Below are 20,839 nucleotides of genomic sequence, written 5' to 3'. Positions count from 1 at the left end.
GGCCTACCCCTTATCTTAGTAAACGCCGTTTGCTTTGAATGATTCGATACAAGCTTTGACGCCAGAAACGATTTCATCGTCCCATCCGCCTTTCGCATTGATCGCATCAGCAACTGAAGCGTGTTCAGAGTTAAGGTGTGCATGTAATGCTGCTTCGAAATCTAGTACTTTAGAGACTTCAACGTCATCTAAGTAACCTTCGTTAGCTGCATACAATGACACTGCCATTTCTGCAATAGTAAGTGGGAAGAACTGCTTCTGCTTCATAAGTTCAGTTACGCGCTTACCACGCTCTAACTGTGCTTTTGTAGCAGCATCAAGATCCGATGCAAACTGAGCAAATGCCGCTAATTCACGGTATTGTGCTAAGTCTAGACGGATACCACCACCAAGTTTCTTGATTGCTTTAGTCTGAGCAGCACCACCAACACGTGATACGGAAAGACCAGCGTTAACCGCAGGACGGATACCTTGAGAGAATAAACCTGTTTCAAGGAAGATCTGACCATCAGTAATCGAGATAACGTTAGTTGGTACGAATGCAGATACGTCACCAGCTTGTGTTTCAATAATAGGAAGAGCAGTTAAAGAACCAGTCTTACCTTTAACTTCACCGTTAGTGAATTTTTCAACATAATCAGCAGATACACGAGCAGCTCGCTCAAGTAAACGTGAATGTAGATAGAATACATCACCAGGGAAGGCTTCACGTCCTGGAGGACGACGAAGAAGTAAAGATACCTGACGGTAAGCCTGAGCCTGCTTAGTTAAATCATCATAAATGATTAAAGCATCTTCACCACGGTCACGATAGTATTCACCCATCGCACAACCAGCGTAAGCGGCCATGTACTGAAGAGCTGCAGGATCAGAAGCGTTAGCCGCAACGATAACTGTGTTCTCCATTGCACCGTATTCTTCTAATTTACGTGCTACGTTGTTAACTGTAGACGCTTTTTGACCCATAGCTACGTATACACATTTCACACCAGTATTCTTTTGTGAAATGATTGCATCGATAGCGATAGCTGTTTTACCAGTTTGACGGTCACCGATGATTAACTCACGCTGACCACGACCAACAGGGATCATAGAATCGATTGATTTAATACCAGTCATCATTGGCTGATCGACTGATTGACGGTCAATTACACCAGGAGCGATACGCTCGATAGGTGAAGTAACCTTAGTATCAATTGGACCTTTACCGTCGATTGGACGACCTAATGCGTCTACAACACGACCATTCATTTCTGGACCAACTGGTACTTCTAAGATGCGACCAGTACAAGTAACCTTGTCACCTTCAGAGATATGGCTATATTCTCCAAGTACAACAACACCAACAGAATCGCGCTCTAAGTTAAGCGCCATACCAAAAGTGTTCTCGTCGAATTGAACCATCTCACCATACATCACATCTGATACACCGTGAACAAGTACAATACCGTCAGCGATGCTAACAACAGTACCTTCACTGCCAGACTCAGCTGAACCGTCAAAACCTTTAATACGGTCTTTGATCAGGCTGCTGATTTCAGAGGCATTCAATTGCATGTTTGTTCCTCTCCATTATTGGGCGATTGCTGCGCCAAGTTTGTTTAGTTGTGATACAGCTGAACCATCAATAGCCCAGTCACCCACAATAATTTTAATTCCTGCGATCAGTGATTCGTCAACTTCATAGTTGATTTCAACTTCAGCATCAAACTTAGCATTTAAAGCAGCACTTAATTTTTTCTTCTGCTCGACAGTCGCTTTTCTCGCTGAAATTACCGTTGCACGAACACGTTTTTCTTCAGTTGCTTTTAAAGCTTCAAAAGCTTCAGCAACATCTGGTAACGCATTTAAACGTTTAAATTCAGCCATTGCAGCTAAAAGGTTTTTACCTTCTTTTGACAGACTGTCACCCATAACACCTTCATATACTGAAACAATGTTTTCTTCAGTGTATGCAGGGTTATTCAACATTGCAGTCATAGCATCATCTTTTGTGATAACAGCTAGGTTAGCAAGTTGGTCTGACCAGTCAGCCATATTTTGCTCTTCAAGACTAAGAGCAAATACTGCTTCAGCGTAAGGTCTTGCAATTGTCATTAATTCTGCCATAGAGTTATCCTTAGATTTGTTTTACTAAGGCTTCAAGCATGTCGTTATGCGCAGCAGCATCAACTTCTTTTGCCAGAATTTTCTCAGCACCAGAAATTGCAATTGATGCAACTTCTTTACGAAGATCTTCTCTCGCACGACTAACTTCTTGCTCTATTTCTGCTTGGGCGGAAGCTTTAATACGGTCAGCTTCTTCGGTAGCTTTTACTTTCGCATCTTCTACGATTTCAGAACTACGCTTTTCAGCTTGACTTAGTACATTTTGAGCTTGAGCTTTAGCGTCTTTTAGGACTTCTTTAGCCTTCTGTTCAGCTAACTCAAGTTCATGCTTACCTTTCTCAGCGGCAGAAAGACCGTCAGCGATTTTCTTCTGACGTTCTTCCATTAGCTTCGAAAGCGGCCCCCACAGCACCTTGTTCACAAACCAAACTAATGCAATAAATGCAATAATCTGGATGAGAAGCGTTGCGTTAATACTCACAGTGGTTACCTCGCCATTCGTTATTAATTAAATAAATAGTACAGTTAAAACGCTATGGATTAAGCACCAATAGCAGCTTGCATTGCACCAACGAATGGGTTAGCGAATAGGAACCACATTGCGAATGCTAGGATGATGAATGGGAAAGACTCCATCAAACCAGCGAAAATGAACATGTTAGTCATTAATGCTGGACGCATTTCAGGCTGACGTGCAATCCCTTCAAGAGTCTTAGAACAGATTAGACCCCAACCAATAGCTGAACCTAAACCAGCCGCAGCCAAAATTACACCTACACCAATTGCAGTTGCAGAATAGATATCAGCAATCATAGTAGCAGTTACTTCCATCGATTTTCTCCAAAGTTTAAAGTTAAAAAAAATTAAAAGTTAATAAAGCTTTTTACTCAGTATTCAGAACACCGAGTAGGTGCGCTTAAACCCTTTTGGTGACTCACCACATTTCTGTAGTGAGCCGCCTATTCCTTTTATTGTTACTAGGCGGTTAGTGACCTTCGTCGTGAGCCATACCTAAGTAAACAATAGTAAGCACCATAAAGATGAAGGCTTGTAGAGTGATTACCAATAAGTGGAAAATCAACCAACCTAAATCCAACAGAACTTGTAACGGTGCCCAGAATAGGGCAGCGGCACCCACTGCTAATGTTCCACCAATCAAAGCGATTAGAAGGAATACCAATTCCCCTGCGAACATGTTACCGAACAAACGCAGAGCAAGAGATAGAGGTTTAGAAACTTCTTCAATCAACGTCATAACAACGTTTACTGGAACAAAGAACTTTCCGAAAGGGTGAAATAGGAACATCTTAGCGAAGCCCACTACACCTTTAATTTTGATGTTGTAGTACAGAATCAGAGCAAACACAACTACAGCCATACCTAAAGTCGTATTTAAGTCTGTTGTTGGTACTATCTTCAGGTAAGCATGCGAGTCACCTGTTACGATCTGATACAGGTAAGGAATTAAATCAACAGGAATTAAATCCATGAAGTTCATCAACCAAACCCAAATAAAGATTGTTAATGCTAATGGAGCAATAAGAGGGTTATGACCTGGAAAGGCATCTCTTACGTTTGTTGAAACAAAGTCCAAAATAGATTCAACAAAGTTTTGGAAGCCACCTGGTGTACCAGATTCTAATTGCTTACCTAAACGTGCAGCTACAAAAACAATTAAAGCACCAAGCAAAAAACTAACAGCAATGGTGTCTAGGTTTAATGCCCAAAACGTCATTTGCCCTTTATCAATTGCTTCTTGTGCTTCAGCATTCAAAGCGAGTGTATTGTTAGTCAAGTGATGTTGAATATACTCGACAGTTCCCATCTTTTCAGCACTCAAGGGTCTACTCCTTAATCAGTCAAACGTCTTTTACCTTTCAAATCGAAAAGCTTTCCAAGCTGCATTAACACAAAAGTAATTACAACTGGGAATGCTTGACTCTCATCAAGGAAAGACAGCCCCAAAATAAATAACACAGCTAATAGAACGAATCTAATCACTGCACTCATATATAAAACTAATATCCCACTTTTCGGGTCTTCTGTCGTACTGGCTTTCTGGAAGGTGTAAGTTAACATCCATACATTAACCATTCCAATAAACATGCCGTACGCCGCCCCTGCAGGCTGCCCTAATAGGCTATAAATCATTACCATCACCAAGCCAATTAAGGCTTGTATTTTTATGGCTTTATCAAGATTTTTCACTATCTTGCTTCTCTTTATCAATAGGTTGCACATTATCCAACCTACTCGATAACTTATGTACTTTTTGTATGCCACCAATAAAGCCAAGCAATGCGCATAACAACATAAAAATTGGTGTTGTTTCAAATATTTGATCGATGGCATAGCCGACTAAAAAACCTGCAATTAGCATCGATGTAAATATCGAACCCGCACTTAACAGTAAATAATTTGCTGCTAGAGATGGCGGAGCAGCTTTTTCTGTTTTCTTTTTATCTTGCTGCAATTCAGTCATCAGACGGCAAACTCTATTAATGATACTTTTTAGCGAAACCAAGTTCAAGCTAAATGGGCGCCCATGATAATGTTTTATGCACCTAAAAGCTAGCTTATATCCCTGAAATTTTAGATTTTTTATAGCATTATTAATTTAATCAACTATATGATGTGATTTATCAAATAATAAACACAACATAACCAGGCCTGGTAACTTTTTCAAATCAATATCAGTTATTTTTTTTTGTGATTAATTACTTTTATTTGAAGAGTTTTATTAAACGATTTAACTCATCTAAATCTTGATAGCTGATCTCTATCTTGCCCCGCCCATTTTCCTTATGGCTTATTTTTACGCTTGCATTAAGTCTTTCTGCTAACTGTGTTTGTTTCTGTGTTACCTCTTCAATATCTGGTATCGCTTTTTTCTTAGCGGCGGTAATCAACTTTTTAGGGACCAATACTTGTTGGGCAGCCTCTTCCATCTCTCGGACTGACCACCCTTTTTCAATCGCTTTGTCTGCTAAGTTTTTTTGAACATCTTCAGGCAGACTGATAATGGCTCGTGCATGCCCCATGCTGATTAATCCATCATGTAAAGCGTCTTGAATGTTTTTAGGTAGTTTCAATAAACGTAGCAGGTTAGAAACTGCCGCACGTGAACGCCCAACTGCATCTGCAACGGCTTGCTGCGTTAAATCAAATTCTTTTAAAAGGCGCTTTAAACCAATCGCTGTCTCAATTGGATTTAAATCTTCACGCTGAATATTTTCAATTAACGCCATTGCCAGTGTTGCCTGGCTATCTGCTTGACGAATAACCACAGGAACCTTATCAAGACCAGCAAGCTGGGAAGCTCGCCAACGACGTTCACCCGCTATAATTTCATATTTATCTGTACCTACAGGTCGAACAATAATTGGCTGAACGACACCTTGTACTTTTATTGAATCGGCCAACTCTTGTAACGCTGCCTCTTCAAACTGCTGTCTTGGCTGATACTGACCAGGCTGAAGCTGTTCAACTGGCAACTTTTCGATACGTAAATCCGCACTGCTATTATCTGATTTTTGTTTTGCGCCAAGCATGGCATGGATGCCACGATTTCCCATTCCTGAACGTTTTTTAACCACGAAACTCTACCTTTATAGTTATAACTGGGTTTTACGAATTAATTCATTGCCAAGTGCCAAATAAGCAATCGCACCGTTTGATGTTGCGTCATAGTCGAGAATTGATTCCCCGTAACTCGGTGCTTCAGCCAAGCGTACATTACGGGGAATAATTGTTTGTAATACTTTCATACCGAAATGGGCTACAAGTTCATTTGATACATCATTCGCCAAATTATTACGGCGATCATGCATGGTTCTTAAAAGACCATCAATGTGCAAGGTTGCGTTCAACTGGCTTTGCACAGTATCAATGGTATCCATTAAGGCTGACAACCCTTCTAAAGCAAAGAATTCACACTGAACGGGTACCACAATACCATCTGCAGCGGTTAAGGCATTGAGTGTGAGCATGTTTAATGTCGGTGGGCAATCAATAATAACGACATCATAATTGTCTCGTATTTTCTTAAAGGCCTTACGCATACGTTTTGGCCCCATATCCTCTTCTAGCAAGGTGACTTCAGCGGCGGTTAAGTCCCCATTCGCTGGCATTAAATCGATATTGGCTTGTTCGCAATGAACAATCGCTGCTTTTGCCTTCATCTCGCCAACCAACACTTCAAATATGGAGGCATTTAACTGGTCTTTATCCACTCCAATTGCAACCGTGGCATTTCCTTGCGGGTCTAAATCTACCAGTAATACATTCTTACCTAAGCGTCCCAATGCAGCAGCTAAGTTAACGCTGGTTGTGGTTTTACCTACACCGCCCTTCTGGTTTGCAATTGCAATGACTCTTCCCACGCTATTTGCCTCTAAGTGGATGATTGATTAAGACTGATATTCTGATTGTTTAATGCCTTTTACCAAAATGCGCTCTGCATCCAAGTTCGGAACATGTAATTCAATCACTTCTTCTATGTTTACCAGGCCTGGTATCTTGTCTGGTAAGCTTGATAAATCTTCGAACTCTTTTTGACCTTTCATCGCCCACCAAACACCACCAATTGGAATTAAATGGTGTGTCCAAAACAACATGTCTTCCATTGCTGCAAAGGCTCTAGAGATTACACCATCATATAACGGCTCTGGTTTATATTCTTCTACTCGGCTATGAATCACTTGGGTGTTCGTCAGTCCCAACTCCGCTTTTGCTTGAATCAGAAAACGGGTCTTTTTACTGTTACTGTCTAATAAATCAATTTGTTTATCTGGGTAACAAATCGCCAATGGAATTCCAGGCAGACCGCCACCAGTTCCTACATCGATCAAACGTTCACCTTGAATATGGTTAACCACAGCCAAACTATCTAACAAATGCTTAATTAACATCTCTTCTGGGTCACGGATTGCGGTTAGGTTGTAAACCTTATTCCACTTTTGCAGTAAGGTCAAATAGGACATTAATTTTTCGACTTGGGTTTCAGTCAACTCAAGCTTAAGGGAATCTAACCCTGAAACTAAAAGATCTTTTAGATGATCCATCGGGGATTAAGCCTGCTTTTTTTGTGAACGGAATTTTTTAATTTCAATTAACAGTATTGAAATCGCGGCAGGCGTAATTCCTTGAATACGTCCAGCCATACCCAGATTACTAGGCTTATGATCACGAAGCTTTTGTTTAACCTCGTTAGATAACCCTGAAATCTTATCCAAATCTAAGTTATCTGGAATTTTAACCGACTCGGAACGTTTCATTTTATCAATCTGCTGAATTTGGCGATCAATATACCCTGAGTATTTAGCTTGTATCTCTATTTGATCAACAACGGCTTCATCTTTCACGCCATCACCAAATGCTTCAAGTGTAGCCAATGCACCATAGGCAACGTTAGGCCGTTTCAGAAGATCAAATAGAGTCTGTTCTTTACTTAAAGGTAACTCCATTAGCTCTTCGGCTTTTTTGGCTTCGGCATGTGATGGATATATCCAAGTCTCTTTAAGACGCTGAATCTCTTTCTCTAGACTTTCTAATTTGTTTTCGTATGACTGCCAACGCGCATCATCAATCAGTCCCATTTCTCTAGCAATCGGAGTCAGGCGTTGGTCAGCATTGTCTTCACGAAGCATCAATCGGTATTCCGCTCTAGAAGTAAACATACGATAAGGCTCGTTAGTCCCCATGGTGATTAAGTCATCAACCAATACACCTAGATAGGCTTCATCACGTCGTGGATACCAAGGCTCTTTATCTTGAGCACGAAGAGCGGCGTTAATCCCCGCTAGCAAGCCTTGTGCAGCCGCTTCTTCGTAACCAGTGGTACCATTAATTTGGCCTGCAAAATAAAGCCCTTGAATCGCTTGAGTTTCAAGAGTGGGCTTTAGACCACGTGGATCAAAATAATCATATTCAATCGCATAACCTGGACGCATAATTTTGGCGTTTTCTAGACCCGCCATAGAGTGAACGATTTGCAACTGGGTTTCAAACGGTAAACTGGTTGAGATGCCATTAGGGTATAGCTCGTTTGTCGTCAAACCTTCAGGCTCAATAAACACTTGATGTTTATCTTTATCGGCAAAACGCATCACCTTATCTTCAATTGATGGGCAATATCTTGGGCCTACACTGTCAATTTCACCTTGGTCAGAATACATTGGTGATTGGTCCAGTGACGCCATAATCGCTTCATGCGTTTTCGCATTGGTGTAGGTAATATAGCAAGGCAGTTGTTGTGGATGCATTGACGCCTTACCCATATAAGAAAAGACAGGAACAGGATCATCACCTGGCTGAATTTGCATTGCATCAAAATTCACTGTGCGAGCATCAATTCGTGGTGGAGTACCTGTCTTTAGACGACCTACGGGTAGATTAAGCTCACGAAGTTTTTCCGCTAAACGGTTGGCTGGCTCATCTCCCGCCCTACCGCCTTGATAATTTTGCAAGCCAACATGGATTCTCCCCGCTAAAAAAGTCCCTGCGGTTAAGACCACTTGGTTAGCATAAAACGCCAGTCCAATTTTAGTCATTACGCCACGAATCGAATCGCCGTCTAAAATCATGTCTTCAACAGGTTGCTGAAAAATCGTGAGATTTTCTTGGTTTTCTAAACGCATACGAATCGCTTGGCGATACAACACACGGTCAGCTTGAGCACGAGTGGCTCTTACTGCTGGACCTTTAGAGGCGTTTAAGATGCGAAACTGAATTCCCGCCTCATCAATCGCCATCGCCATGGCACCGCCCATGGCATCAATCTCTTTAACTAAATGGCCTTTACCAATCCCACCAATCGCGGGGTTACATGACATTTGCCCTAAGGTATCGATATTATGAGTTAGCAGCAGAGTTTGCAAACCCATTCTTGCAGAAGCTAAAGCCGCCTCGGTTCCAGCGTGGCCGCCTCCTACAACAATGACATCATATTTTGAATTTTCAGAACTCATAACTCACCTTACAAACACCGCTGCATCAAGCAAAACCGTATTTAACACACCAACTAACTTAGAGAAGTTTAATCCAATTGGATGACTTCACATTCTTGCCATTTTTATCTCATAAAATAGCGAGATATTTTAGCATAAGAATCATTCATTTGCGTATCTTCAAATCTCACCAGCAATCAAAGTACATTTCGAAAAATTGAACTTACCAGGCCTGGTAACTTTATTCATAAAACAAATTTACATATTTAATCCTTGATAAAGGTTAAGAACTAGAGCCTATCTCAGTCAATTTCTTTATGTTCGAAGAAAAACCTATTATGATTAAAGCGTTATTTATCAAAAGATTTAGCTAAGCTGACCAAGGCTTGCTTGTCATCAGGAGACTCCCATGTCGCATTCATCTCTTTTATTTGTACTTGTATGTACTACTCTCTTATTCTCGCAATCTGCTTTTGCAAAAGAGACAACTGAAATTCAAAAAATTGAAATCGATTTTAATACAAATATAGAAGAGCATGATTACGCATTAACTCCATTAGATACAGCGGCTTCAGAAATCATTTTAAGCAAACAAGAAATCAGTAAAGTCGCAGGAACTCAAGGAGACCCACTCAAAGCACTATCCACCCTCCCTGGCGTAGTTAACGCATACTCAAGCTCTGGTTCAGGATTAAGTAAAGGCTTTTATATTCGTGGAAGCGATAGCAGTGAAAATGCAATTTGGATAGATGATCTCCCTGTTGGGTATGCCTTTCATTTAGGAGGATTATATTCGATTGTTAATCCAGACTTAATGACTGGATTTGACACCTACTTAGGCGGTTTTGGTGTCGAATATGGCGATAAATTAGGCGGTGCAATTAATATTACAACTAAAAGCCCACGAACGGATAAAACCCAACAGAGTGTTCAGCTTGGTTTTTATGATAGTTCATATCAAATAGAAGGCGCTTTAAGCGAAAAAAGTAGTGGCTACTTCGCCATTCGTCGTAGTTACTTTGATCTATTAATGCCTTCAACTGGTTCTTTGGGAAATAGCAATATTAACTACACTCAATTCCCTCAATTTTGGGATATGCAAGCCAAGTGGCGCTATCGATTAACAGATGGTTTTGTTGACGTCAGTGTAATCAGTTCCGAAGACCAACTGACTTTAAATGTCGACAATAGAGGTGATATCCTTAAAGACCCTGCAATAGCTGGACTACTAGGAGGGCAAGACAGCTTTTCAACCTATGCAATAAAGTGGCAGCAATCCTTAAACCAAAACTGGCAACAAAAAATACGCCTTGGCTTGTTAAGTACCAAGTCTAACCGTTTTATTGGTACACAATTAGATAGTGATCCAAATCCAGGCAAACCTTATAACAAAGATGTAACGGGGCAAAATTGGTTCCTCCTTCCTCAATGGGAATATCTTGGCAGTGCCGACTATCTCATTAAAGCAGGAGTAGACGCCTATTCGTATGCCTATGATGTTAGTGGTTATTGGTATCAAGCTTGTCAAGAAGGCGTGGCTGACTGTAACCTCACACGCTTAAATAAAGCCGTGCTCAATGAAACAATTAATGGAACCGAAGCCTCACCTTACATTGAGTATCAAACCGATTTATCAGAAAACCTTGCACTCACATTTGGTCTTCGTAACAGCAATGTTACTATTGAAAACAATGATTTTAATGCGGTATCACCAAGAATGTCTTTAGAATATCACTGGTCTGACGATTTGATACTGAATGCTAATTGGGGTAAATTTGTTCAAAAACCAGACTTTTCGCAACTCACAACAGCTTTAGGCAATCCCAATCTGGCTTTAACTGAGGCAGAGCACCGTATTTTAGGACTGAAATACAAAGTTTCTGACTTATGGAGTTTGCAAGCAGAAGTCTATCAAAAACCGATGATTAATCTCATTACAACAAGCTTGACTGATAACTATGCCAATACAGCAAAGGGTGAAGCCAAAGGATTCGATCTTTTCTTAAAACGTAATTATGTAAATGGGGCTTCTGGTTGGTTAAGTTATGGTTATTCGGATTCTAAACGTACTGATTTGCCTGGTGGAGAGTCAAGACCATTTGATGGCGATCAAACCCATACCTTGAGTGCTGTCTGGAGTCAGCCGATGACAGGTAGCTGGAATAAATGGCACTGGGGAATTAAAGCTAATGCAAGTACTGGTCAACCTTATACAAAAGTCATTTCTAGGCACACCGAATTACTACCTGATGGTGTAACAAGTTATTGGGTGCCCGATTATGAAACGGTAAACAGTTCAAGACTCCCCTTCTATTTTCGTGCCGACTTCTCGATGGAACGTGATTGGAAATATCGTGGTATCGATTTAACCACACGTTTTGAGCTCATTAATATCAATGCGTTATTCAGACAGAATGTTGTAGGATATTTATATAACTCTGACTATTCACAAGTTGAAGAAATATACGATTTACCGTTCTTACCCTCTTTTAGTATTAGAGGGACATTTTAGACTTAAAAAACAATTTACCAGGCCTGGTAACTAGGAGAATGAAATGACTATCAAAGTTATGATTTATGGTTTTATTGCCAGCACAGCCCTTTTAGCAACAGGCTGTAGCGGATTCACCATGAAACAATATGAAGGAATCAATGTAGAACAACATTTTGTATTACAAAAAAAACTGACCATTGCACCAGGCTCAACCCGTGTATTTATACAAAAAGGTCAAAGCATGGGTGGATCTGGCTTTAATCATTCAGAACAGCATTGTCGTTTAGAAGTAAAAAATTTAAGTGACAGAAAGCAAATGATTCAACCAGATAAGTTCCAAATCACTTCTATTCAAATTGATGAAGAGATGATTGCCAAAATCGCTCATAAACCTGTGCAATTTGCATTTAATGACTATGCACTAGTACAGACAGATGTTCCTTTGCAAACCACTTATTTAACGCTAGCAGGCAGTTCACAAGAACGTGTTGAAACAATGGATTTAATTCACCTTAATTTATTATCTAACCAACAAAATAACGTGATGCGCCTAACTTGCGCTGGCTCTCTAAGTAATGGGGATATGGCTGACGCGCCGAGAAGTTATAGACCAAACCTGGAACAAATAAATAAAATACTCGGAAATATCGGTCATATTGAATAGATATTAACTTACCAGGCTTTTATATCCCATACTAGGCATAGCAAGTTAACAGCCTTTAAGTTGGTCTTTTACCATTAGGGTTAGGTCGCATGGTTAAAAGCTCCTCTACTTCGTGCTGGGAATAACCCCGATCAAATGCAAAATGCGCCAGTTGACTGGCTCTAGTTTGTAATGCCTCTGGATTGATACCATTTTCAATCGCTTCTTCTAACCACTCCGAAAGCAGATCTATCGTGCTGGCTTCTTCTTCATTTTCATCTGCACCATGCTCTTTAAGCCTTTGAAGATTCATATCAAAACACTCTAAAAGCTGTTTAGCTTTAAGATTATTTTTAATATCGATTATGTCCGCATTTGGCAAAACTTTCTCCTTACAAATTAACCTAGTATGGTTACTTACAAAAAACCACTTAACTTCCATTATTGAGTTAATACTAAAGCATCGCGCATCTGCATAAACGCAATTAAAAACTCAAATAATAAACGCCAAAACAGTTCTGCAAACACAAATGAAGTTGTAAACAACAGAATCCATTTAATTTTAGATGAACGACTTAATGAATTGGAAACAGCTTGAGTACCTGTATCAATGACCTCTTGAATATCACCCACTTTATTTACTATAAGCTGTTTAAGCCAAACCATAACCCATAAAATGCTCAATGGTATAACAACAGCACCCAAATAATAAAAAGCAATTAAAACCTCAATACTAATAAGTGTGTGAAAGGTTAAAAAGTCTTTCATTTAAAATTACCAGGCCTGGTAACTTTGCGTAAAACATAGCGAGGGTTATTCTCATACAAATCATCCCAACCCTCATCATCAATACCTTGATGCTTAGACTGTTCTGTTGGACGTGAATCTAACACCCATTCATAACCGAATAGGCCAGCAAAGAAGTTAATAATTTTTAAAAACATGCTACTGACGCAAAGTTCGTGAAATATCAAACTCATCTTCAAAGTTCGAACGATAAGGATTTATATCCAAGCCACCGCGCCTTACATAACGAGCATAAACTGTGAGCTTAACAGGTGAGCAACGATTGATGATATCGGTAAATATTCTCTCGACACACTGCTCATGGAATTCGTTATGTTCTCTAAAAGAAATTAAGTATCTCAATAACGCCTCATGAGATATCTGTTCTCCTTCGTAACGAATAACAACTGAACCCCAATCTGGCTGCCCTGTAACTAGACAATTAGACTTCAGCAGATGACTATTCAATGTCTCAGATACATACTCTCCACTAGCGTCTAGTTGAACTAACTCAGTATTCAATGAGTATTCAGATACCTCGATATCCAAATCATCAATATTGTCTCCTGGAAGCTTGGCTATTAATGTCTCTTCATATTCCAATGAACGAAGATCTACAGAAACTTCTTCACCACATGCTTTAGACAAATCCCTAATCCAAGTTTCAATAACTTTCTCCTGGGATTCAAAGCGAGTCGCATTGAATGAGTTTAAATAAAGCTTAAAGGATTTAGATTCAATTAAAAATTCAGAATCCGCAGGAAATGCAAATTCAGCTATAGCAACAACAGGTTTGCCTTTAAGATTAAGCCAAGAAACTTCAAATGCGGTCCAAATATCTAAACCTTGAAAGGGTAAACAAGTTGGCTGGATTCCTAACTCACCCCTTTTCTCCTGTCTTGGAATTGGGAATAACAAATCGGGGTTATATTTCCCACAGTAGGGTGTCGATTTACCTAAAAGGCTATTATTGGCTGTGCCATTTTTATTCTGTGAATTCATAATTAACCAGGAACATCAAAGTTACGTAACGCAGTTCTGAATGAGTTAAAAGGATTTAACAATGAATCGGCAAGAATTATTGCAAAACCTATCCAATGGAAAAAAGTAGGTTCTTTTCCTGTAACAAAGTAAAGATAGGTAAGTAAGCCCGAAGCTAATACCAGAGTAACAACAGCCCAGAATTGATCTAATAAAAATGAAATAGGTGTGACATCACCAGATTTAAACATTTCGATGAACAGGACGACGACAGCAACGCTGATAAAGATATAACCAACTGTACCTTCTAAACTAATCTGAAGATACTCAGCAATCAGCAAGAAGCCGATTATAAATAGCATCCATGGTACTTTACTGATTATTGATGTAATTCCACCTGATGTAATATTTACTTGGCTCATATAAACTCCGAATTGAATTTTGAGTATATTGTACTCAATAAATGCAAACAACAAAGCACAAGATTTGGGCAAAAAAAAACCCGCTATATCGAAGATATAACGGGTTTTAGGATATAAGCTTGGCAATGGTCCAGCCTAACCACTGAGGGTTAGGCGCTCCCTTGCTAAAATTCATCCACTAGGATGAATTTCTTTACGCGAATCGCCCTACTCTCTCGTCGGTTATTTCGAATAGACATAAAAAAACCCCGCCAGACTCAAAAGAGACTAGCAGGGTTTTAGGATATAAGCTTGGCAATGACCTACTCTCACATGGGACCTCCCACACTACCATCGGCGCTAAGACGTTTCACTTCTGAGTTCGGAAAGGGATCAGGTGGTTCCATCTTGCTATTGTCACCAAGCAATTTGGTGTTACGGGCTGATTAGTATCAACCACGTAAAATTCTTTGAAATAGATCTCTTTGAGATTTTATAAATTTGGTTTTTCTATAATCTCGAACACTCAAGGTATACCATAACCACTCTTAAACTCTTAGTTACGTTACTCTACTTCACTTTAACAAAAGTTACTTTTGAGTTGTATAGTTAAGCCTCACGGGTAATTAGTACAAGTTAGCTTCATACATTACTGCACTTCCACACCTTGCCTATCAACGTCATAGTCTCTAACGGCCCTTCAGAAGACTTAAAGTCTAGGGAAATCTAATCTTGGGACAGGTTTCCCGCTTAGATGCTTTCAGCGGTTATCCTTTCCGAACGTAGCTACCGGGCAATGCTATTGGCATAACAACCCGAACACCAGCGGTTCGTCCACTCCGGTCCTCTCGTACTAGGAGCAGCCTCCCTCAAATTTCCAACGCCCACGGCAGATAGGGACCGAACTGTCTCACGACGTTCTAAACCCAGCTCGCGTACCACTTTAAATGGCGAACAGCCATACCCTTGGGACCGACTTCAGCCCCAGGATGTGATGAGCCGACATCGAGGTGCCAAACACCGCCGTCGATATGAACTCTTGGGCGGTATCAGCCTGTTATCCCCGGAGTACCTTTTATCCGTTGAGCGATGGCCCTTCCACACAGAACCACCGGATCACTAGAACCTGCTTTCGCACCTGCTCGACGTGTCAGTCTCGCAGTCAAGCACCCTTTTACTCTTGCGCTCATTGCACGATGTCCGACCGTGCTGAGGGTACCTTCGCGCTCCTCCGTTACTCTTTAGGAGGAGACCGCCCCAGTCAAACTACCCACCATACACTGTCCCTGACCAGGATTCACTGGCCTAGGTTAGAACCTCAATAATATCAGGGTGGTATTTCAAGATTGGCTCCACAATAACTGGCGTTACTGCTTCAAAGCCTCCCACCTATCCTACACAGATAGTATCAAAGTCCAGTGCAAAGCTGTAGTAAAGGTTCACGGGGTCTTTCCGTCTAGCCGCGGGTACGCAGCATCTTAACTGCGATTTCAATTTCGCTGAGTCTCGGGTGGAGACAGTGTGGCCATCATTACGCCATTCGTGCAGGTCGGAACTTACCCGACAAGGAATTTCGCTACCTTAGGACCGTTATAGTTACGGCCGCCGTTTACCGGGGCTTCGATCAAGAGCTTCGCCTAAGCTAACCCCATCAATTAACCTTCCGGCACCGGGCAGGCGTCACACCGTATACGTCATCTTTCGATTTTGCACAGTGCTATGTTTTTAGTAAACAGTTGCAGCCACCATTTTATTGCAACCCCCGAAAGCTTACAGAGCAAGTCTTTCACCTAAGGGGGCGTACCTTCTCCCGAAGTTACGGTACCATTTTGCCTAGTTCCTCACCCGAGTTCTCTCAAGCGCCTTAGAATTCTCATCCTGACCACCTGTGTTGGTTTGGGGTACGATTCTTTATTACCTGAAGCTTAGAAGCTTTTCTTGGAAGCATGGCATCAATCACTTCGTCCAAAAGAGGACTCGTCATCAGGTCTCAGCATAAAGTATCCCGGATTTACCTAAGATACATGCCTACATCCTTAAACTTGGACAACCATCGCCAAGCTGATCTAGCCTACTCCGTCCCTCCATCGCAGTAATAAAAAGTGCAGGAATATTAACCTGCTTCCCATCGACTACGCCTCTCGGCCTCGTCTTAGGGGTCGACTAACCCTACGTCGATTAACGTTGCGTAGGAAACCTTGGTCTTTCGGCGAGGGAGCTTTTCACTCCCTTTATCGCTACTCATGTCAGCATTCGCACTTCTGATACCTCCAGGACACTTTACAATGCCCCTTCGCAGGCTTACAGAACGCTCCTCTACCATGCCATAAATGGCATCCGCATCTTCGGTATATTACTTAGCCCCGTTAAATCTTCGGCGCAGGCCGACTCGATCAGTGAGCTATTACGCTTTCTTTAAAGGGTGGCTGCTTCTAAGCCAACCTCCTGACTGTCTGAGCCTTCCCACATCCTTTCCCACTTAGTAATATTTAGGGACCTTAGATGGCGGTCTGGGTTGTTTCCCTCTTGACTACGGACGTTAGCACCCGCAGTCTGTCTCCCATGATTGTACTTGTTGGTATTCGGAGTTTGCAATGGGCTGCTAATCCTTGACGGACCGCTAGACCATAACAGTGCTCTACCCCCAACAGTAAGACATGAGGCACTACCTAAATAGTTTTCGAGGAGAACCAGCTATCTCCGGGCTTGATTAGCCTTTCACTCCGATCCACAGCTCATCCCCGCATTTTTCAACATACGTGGGTTCGGTCCTCCAGTACCTGTTACGGCACCTTCAACCTGGCCATGGATAGATCGCCCGGTTTCGGGTCTACACCATGCAACTAAACGCCCATTTAAGACTCGGTTTCCCTACGACTCCCCTATTCGGTTAATCTCGCTACATAATGTAAGTCGCTGACCCATTATACAAAAGGTACGCAGTCACAGAACAAGTCTGCTCCTACTGCTTGTACGTACACGGTTTCAGGTTCTATTTCACTCCCCTTCAGGGGTTCTTTTCGCCTTTCCCTCACGGTACTGGTTCACTATCGGTCAGAAGAGAGTATTTAGCCTTGAAGGGTGGTCCCCCCATGTTCAAACAGGATTTCTCGTGTCCCGTCCTACTCGATTTCACACTTAAAAGATTTTCGTATACAGGACTATCACCTTGTATCGTTAGACTTTCCAGACTATTCTACTAATCTTATAAATGCTTAAGGGCTGGTCCCCGTTCGCTCGCCGCTACTTAGGGAATCTCGGTTGATTTCTTTTCCTCCGGGTACTTAGATGTTTCAGTTCCCCGGGTTAGCCTCCTGCAAGCAGGATATCCATAAATGGATGGGTTTTCCCATTCGGAAATCCACGGATCAATGCATGTTTACTGACTCCCCGTGGCTTATCGCAAGTTACTACGTCCTTCATCGCCTTCTTCTGCCTAGGCATCCACCGTGTACGCTTAGTCACTTAACTATACAACTCAAAAATAACCTTATGCCTTTTGTTAACTCCGCAAGTTCTGGTAGCTATACCATTGAATGAACTTGTTTCTGTTTATAAGGTCTGATGAGTGTACGTAACTAAAAGTTTTTCGCTGTCATGATATACGCTTGAGTATTCTCAATTATATATTTTACCTATACTTGATAACTCTTAAGCCTAAGCTTAAAAATTATCCAGTTTGCGTGACAAGCACCTGGAAGGGATACTTGCCACACCCACCTCTCAAATTGTCGGCTGAGAGGTGGGCTTCTCATTGATTGAGTCTTAAACCAACTACAATGCCTATTGATTACTCAATAAGTAATGCTTGTATTTAAAATCTCAATCGAGAGATCTATTCCAAATTTTTAAAGAACTTTTCAGTTTTTTCAGTATCGTTTGTCTACTTAATCTTATTAAGCAGAACAACCAATAGTACTGTTAATAAACTCTAGTTTTAAAACTAAAACTCATTAAAAGTAGTATTGTTAATTTTAACTAGGTTGGACTATTTCAATCACGAAGCTTATCTTTATAAGCGAGCGATTTAAATCGTTCAAGATAGTAAAATTGGTGGAGCTATGCGGGATCGAACCGCAGACCTCCTGCGTGCAAGGCAGGCGCTCTCCCAGCTGAGCTATAGCCCCATTACTTGTCTTTTTTAATCTACTCTGCGTTGCATTCGTCAATCTTTCAGTCATGCACCATAAGTACACTCCTTCAATCTTTCCTCTTGCGCCTTGATTAGAATAAAAAATCCTGCGTAATTGGTGTCGGTGTGTTGCCACCCTGACTATTTTTGATTGAGGTTGGATATTTTAAAAATCGAAGTTTGTTTTAAACAAACGAGGTTTTTAAAAGATTCAAGATCAACAAAAATGGTGGGTCTGGGTGGATTTGAACCACCGACCTCACCCTTATCAGGGGTGCGCTCTAACCAACTGAGCTACAGACCCGGGTCGTTCACTATACTTTCATGTAATTCAGAGACAATTTATGTGAAAACTCACTTAAGCTCGTAACCATCTTTATCTTAAAGGAGGTGATCCAGCCCCAGCTTCCGCTAGGGCTACCTTGTTACGACTTCACCCCAGTCATGAACCACAAAGTGGTAAGCGCCCTCCCGAAGGTTAAGCTACCTACTTCTTTTGCAATCCACTCCCATGGTGTGACGGGCGGTGTGTACAAGGCCCGGGAACGTATTCACCGCGACATTCTGATTCGCGATTACTAGCGATTCCGACTTCATGGAGTCGAGTTGCAGACTCCAATCCGGACTACGAAGGGTTTTTTGAGATTCGCGCACTGTTGCCAGTTGGCTGCTCTTTGTACCCCCCATTGTAGCACGTGTGTAGCCCATCCCATAAGGGCCATGATGACTTGACGTCGTCCCCGCCTTCCTCCGGTTTATCACCGGCAGTCTCATTAGAGTTCTCAACTAAATGGTAGCAACTAATGATAAGGGTTGCGCTCGTTGCGGGACTTAACCCAACATCTCACGACACGAGCTGACGACAGCCATGCAGCACCTGTATCCAAGTTCCCGAAGGCACGAAACTATCTCTAGTAACTTCTTGGTATGTCAAGGGATGGTAAGGTTCTTCGCGTTGCATCGAATTAAACCACATGCTCCACCGCTTGTGCGGGCCCCCGTCAATTCCTTTGAGTTTTAATCTTGCGACCGTACTCCCCAGGCGGTCAACTTATCGCGTTAGCTTCGTTACTAATCTTTTTAATAAGACCAACAACTAGTTGACATCGTTTACGGCGTGGACTACCGGGGTATCTAATCCCGTTCGCTACCCACGCTTTCGCACCTCAGCGTCAGTTTTAAGCCAGGAAGTCGCCTTCGCCACTGATGTTCCTCCAGATATCTACGCATTTCACTGCTACACCTGGAATTCCACTTCCCTCTCTTAAACTCTAGACTACCAGTATCAGATGCAGTTCCCAGGTTGAGCCCAGGGCTTTCACAACTGACTTAATAATCCGCCTACGCGCGCTTTACGCCCAGTAATTCCGAATAACGCTTGCACCCTCTGTATTACCGCGGCTGCTGGCACAGAGTTAGCCGGTGCTTCTTCTAAAGTTAACGTCAAGAACAGCAGGTATTAACTACTGAACCTTCCTCACAATTGAAAGTGCTTTACAACCCTCGGGCCTTCTTCACACACGCGGTATGGCTGCATCAAGCTTTCGCTCATTGTGCAATATTCCCCACTGCTGCCTCCCGTAGGAGTCTGGGCCGTGTCTCAGTCCCAGTGTGGCTGATCATCCTCTCAAACCAGCTAGAGATCGTTGCCTTGGTGAGCCATTACCCCACCAACTAGCTAATCTCACGCGGGCTCATCCTATAGCGATACCTTCCAAGGAGAGGGCACCTTTACTCCGTAGAGCATATTCGGTATTAGCGTACGTTTCCATACGTTGTCCCCAACTATAGGGTAGATTCCCACGCGTTACTCACCCGTCCGCCACTCGACGCCTGAAAAAACAAGTTTTTTCATCGTTTCCGTCCGACTTGCATGTGTTAAGCCTACCGCCAGCGTTCATTCTGAGCCAGGATCAAACTCTTCAGTTTAATCTTGCTGATATATTTCAATTCCATCTCTGGAAATAAACACTCGGAATTGACAAAGTGAACATGATAAATAAATAATAAATTATTTATTACCAAATACATAATTTGTCAAAAATCGAGATTTTTTATTTGGTTACTCACTTAAGGAGTTTCCACATAAATTATCTCTGAATTACCTGATTTTTAAAGAACTTAGGTCTCTTCGAGAAAGTTAAGAAGCGAATCAAATTCACTTGCTTTTCCTTCTCGGTAAGCCGCTTATTATAAGTTGATTTCCAATTCGTTGTCAACAATTTATTTCAAATTATTTTCAACTGCTTTTTCAATCAACTTAACAATCTCATATCAAATACTCAATCGTTAAGCGGGGTTCTCAACCACTTTCAACTCCCTGTTGACTTAGCGTCTAACCAGTTC

Annotated in this window: 18 protein-coding genes, 2 tRNA genes and 3 rRNA genes; 2 read left to right on the top strand and 21 right to left on the bottom strand. The window is 41.7% G+C overall.

Annotated features, from left to right (window positions below):
- Nucleotides 1-15: 15 nt before the first annotated feature.
- From atpA to mnmG, 11 genes are all read right to left on the bottom strand, one after another.
- A complete protein-coding gene (gene atpA / locus A379_RS07585; protein ID WP_040727244.1) occupies nt 16-1,557 on the bottom strand; it encodes a F0F1 ATP synthase subunit alpha in 1,542 nt (513 codons plus the stop codon).
- A 15-nt stretch (nt 1,558-1,572) separates the two neighbouring features.
- A complete protein-coding gene (locus A379_RS07580; RefSeq protein ID WP_040727242.1) occupies nt 1,573-2,109 on the bottom strand; it encodes a F0F1 ATP synthase subunit delta in 537 nt (178 codons plus the stop codon).
- 10 nt (nt 2,110-2,119) lie between these two features.
- Nucleotides 2,120-2,590 (bottom strand): F0F1 ATP synthase subunit B, encoded by a 471-nt coding sequence (locus A379_RS07575; RefSeq protein WP_040727241.1) that lies wholly within the window; start codon nt 2,588-2,590, stop codon nt 2,120-2,122.
- A 59-nt stretch (nt 2,591-2,649) separates the two neighbouring features.
- Nucleotides 2,650-2,940: a F0F1 ATP synthase subunit C gene (gene atpE / locus A379_RS07570; protein WP_040727240.1), complete on the bottom strand. Its 291-nt coding sequence runs from the start codon at nt 2,938-2,940 to the stop codon at nt 2,650-2,652.
- A 154-nt stretch (nt 2,941-3,094) separates the two neighbouring features.
- Nucleotides 3,095-3,949 carry a F0F1 ATP synthase subunit A gene (gene atpB / locus A379_RS07565; protein ID WP_040727239.1) on the bottom strand — a complete coding sequence of 285 codons (855 nt, stop codon included), beginning with the start codon at nt 3,947-3,949 and terminating at the stop codon, nt 3,095-3,097.
- 11 nt (nt 3,950-3,960) lie between these two features.
- The gene (locus tag A379_RS07560) at nt 3,961-4,317 is read right to left on the bottom strand and encodes an ATP synthase subunit I (RefSeq protein ID WP_232744825.1); all 357 of its coding nucleotides are present in this window, start codon (nt 4,315-4,317) and stop codon (nt 3,961-3,963) included.
- A complete protein-coding gene (locus A379_RS07555; RefSeq protein WP_040727237.1) occupies nt 4,304-4,591 on the bottom strand; it encodes an AtpZ/AtpI family protein in 288 nt (95 codons plus the stop codon). The genes A379_RS07560 and A379_RS07555 overlap by 14 nt, the downstream gene beginning before the upstream one ends.
- Before the next feature lie 241 nt (nt 4,592-4,832).
- On the bottom strand, nt 4,833-5,684 hold the full coding sequence (locus A379_RS07550; protein WP_051145257.1) for a ParB/RepB/Spo0J family partition protein: 852 nt from the start codon (nt 5,682-5,684) through the stop codon (nt 4,833-4,835).
- A 39-nt stretch (nt 5,685-5,723) separates the two neighbouring features.
- Nucleotides 5,724-6,491 carry a ParA family protein gene (locus tag A379_RS07545; RefSeq protein ID WP_040727234.1) on the bottom strand — a complete coding sequence of 256 codons (768 nt, stop codon included), beginning with the start codon at nt 6,489-6,491 and terminating at the stop codon, nt 5,724-5,726.
- Between the two features lie 27 nt (nt 6,492-6,518).
- On the bottom strand, nt 6,519-7,172 hold the full coding sequence (rsmG, locus tag A379_RS07540; RefSeq protein WP_040727233.1) for a 16S rRNA (guanine(527)-N(7))-methyltransferase RsmG: 654 nt from the start codon (nt 7,170-7,172) through the stop codon (nt 6,519-6,521).
- A gap of 6 nt (nt 7,173-7,178) precedes the next feature.
- Nucleotides 7,179-9,077: a tRNA uridine-5-carboxymethylaminomethyl(34) synthesis enzyme MnmG gene (mnmG, locus tag A379_RS07535; RefSeq protein WP_040727232.1), complete on the bottom strand. Its 1,899-nt coding sequence runs from the start codon at nt 9,075-9,077 to the stop codon at nt 7,179-7,181.
- 388 nt (nt 9,078-9,465) lie between these two features.
- Between mnmG and A379_RS07530 the strand changes: the two genes are divergently transcribed.
- Together A379_RS07530 and A379_RS07525 are read left to right on the top strand one after the other, a co-directional pair.
- Nucleotides 9,466-11,568, top strand: a complete 2,103-nt coding sequence (locus A379_RS07530; protein ID WP_040727231.1) for a TonB-dependent siderophore receptor — start codon at nt 9,466-9,468, stop codon at nt 11,566-11,568.
- A gap of 43 nt (nt 11,569-11,611) precedes the next feature.
- Nucleotides 11,612-12,214 carry a hypothetical protein gene (locus A379_RS07525; RefSeq protein ID WP_040727229.1) on the top strand — a complete coding sequence of 201 codons (603 nt, stop codon included), beginning with the start codon at nt 11,612-11,614 and terminating at the stop codon, nt 12,212-12,214.
- Nucleotides 12,215-12,269: 55 nt separating this feature from the next.
- Here the strand turns inward: A379_RS07525 and A379_RS07520 are convergent, their stop codons facing one another.
- The 10 genes from A379_RS07520 to A379_RS07475 form a co-directional block, all read right to left on the bottom strand.
- Nucleotides 12,270-12,575, bottom strand: a complete 306-nt coding sequence (locus tag A379_RS07520) for a hypothetical protein (protein ID WP_040727227.1) — start codon at nt 12,573-12,575, stop codon at nt 12,270-12,272.
- Nucleotides 12,576-12,634: 59 nt separating this feature from the next.
- Nucleotides 12,635-12,961 (bottom strand): DUF4282 domain-containing protein, encoded by a 327-nt coding sequence (locus tag A379_RS07515; RefSeq protein ID WP_040727225.1) that lies wholly within the window; start codon nt 12,959-12,961, stop codon nt 12,635-12,637.
- Nucleotides 12,958-13,137, bottom strand: coding sequence for a hypothetical protein (locus A379_RS07510; RefSeq protein WP_040727224.1), 180 nt, complete (start codon nt 13,135-13,137; stop codon nt 12,958-12,960). The genes A379_RS07515 and A379_RS07510 overlap by 4 nt, the downstream gene beginning before the upstream one ends.
- Nucleotide 13,138: 1 nt before the next feature.
- On the bottom strand, nt 13,139-13,981 hold the full coding sequence (gene queF, locus A379_RS07505) for an NADPH-dependent 7-cyano-7-deazaguanine reductase QueF (RefSeq protein ID WP_040727223.1): 843 nt from the start codon (nt 13,979-13,981) through the stop codon (nt 13,139-13,141).
- Between the two features lie 2 nt (nt 13,982-13,983).
- Nucleotides 13,984-14,382: a hypothetical protein gene (locus tag A379_RS07500; RefSeq protein WP_040727222.1), complete on the bottom strand. Its 399-nt coding sequence runs from the start codon at nt 14,380-14,382 to the stop codon at nt 13,984-13,986.
- A 289-nt stretch (nt 14,383-14,671) separates the two neighbouring features.
- A 5S ribosomal RNA gene (gene rrf / locus A379_RS07495) occupies nt 14,672-14,786 on the bottom strand.
- A gap of 180 nt (nt 14,787-14,966) precedes the next feature.
- Nucleotides 14,967-17,832 (bottom strand): 23S ribosomal RNA (locus A379_RS07490).
- Between the two features lie 580 nt (nt 17,833-18,412).
- Nucleotides 18,413-18,488: transfer RNA gene (locus tag A379_RS07485), tRNA-Ala, on the bottom strand.
- 232 nt (nt 18,489-18,720) lie between these two features.
- A tRNA-Ile gene (locus tag A379_RS07480) sits at nt 18,721-18,797 on the bottom strand.
- Nucleotides 18,798-18,876: 79 nt separating this feature from the next.
- A 16S ribosomal RNA gene (locus A379_RS07475) occupies nt 18,877-20,422 on the bottom strand.
- The 16S, 23S and 5S rRNA genes sit together here with 2 tRNA genes alongside, the layout of an rRNA operon.
- Nucleotides 20,423-20,839: the final 417 nt, after the last annotated feature.

Origin of the sequence: Thiomicrorhabdus sp. Kp2 (assembly GCF_000478585.1) — a bacterium.
Classification (GTDB): Bacteria; Pseudomonadota; Gammaproteobacteria; order Thiomicrospirales; family Thiomicrospiraceae; genus Thiomicrorhabdus.
This window is presented reverse-complemented; position numbering and strand designations above follow the sequence as displayed.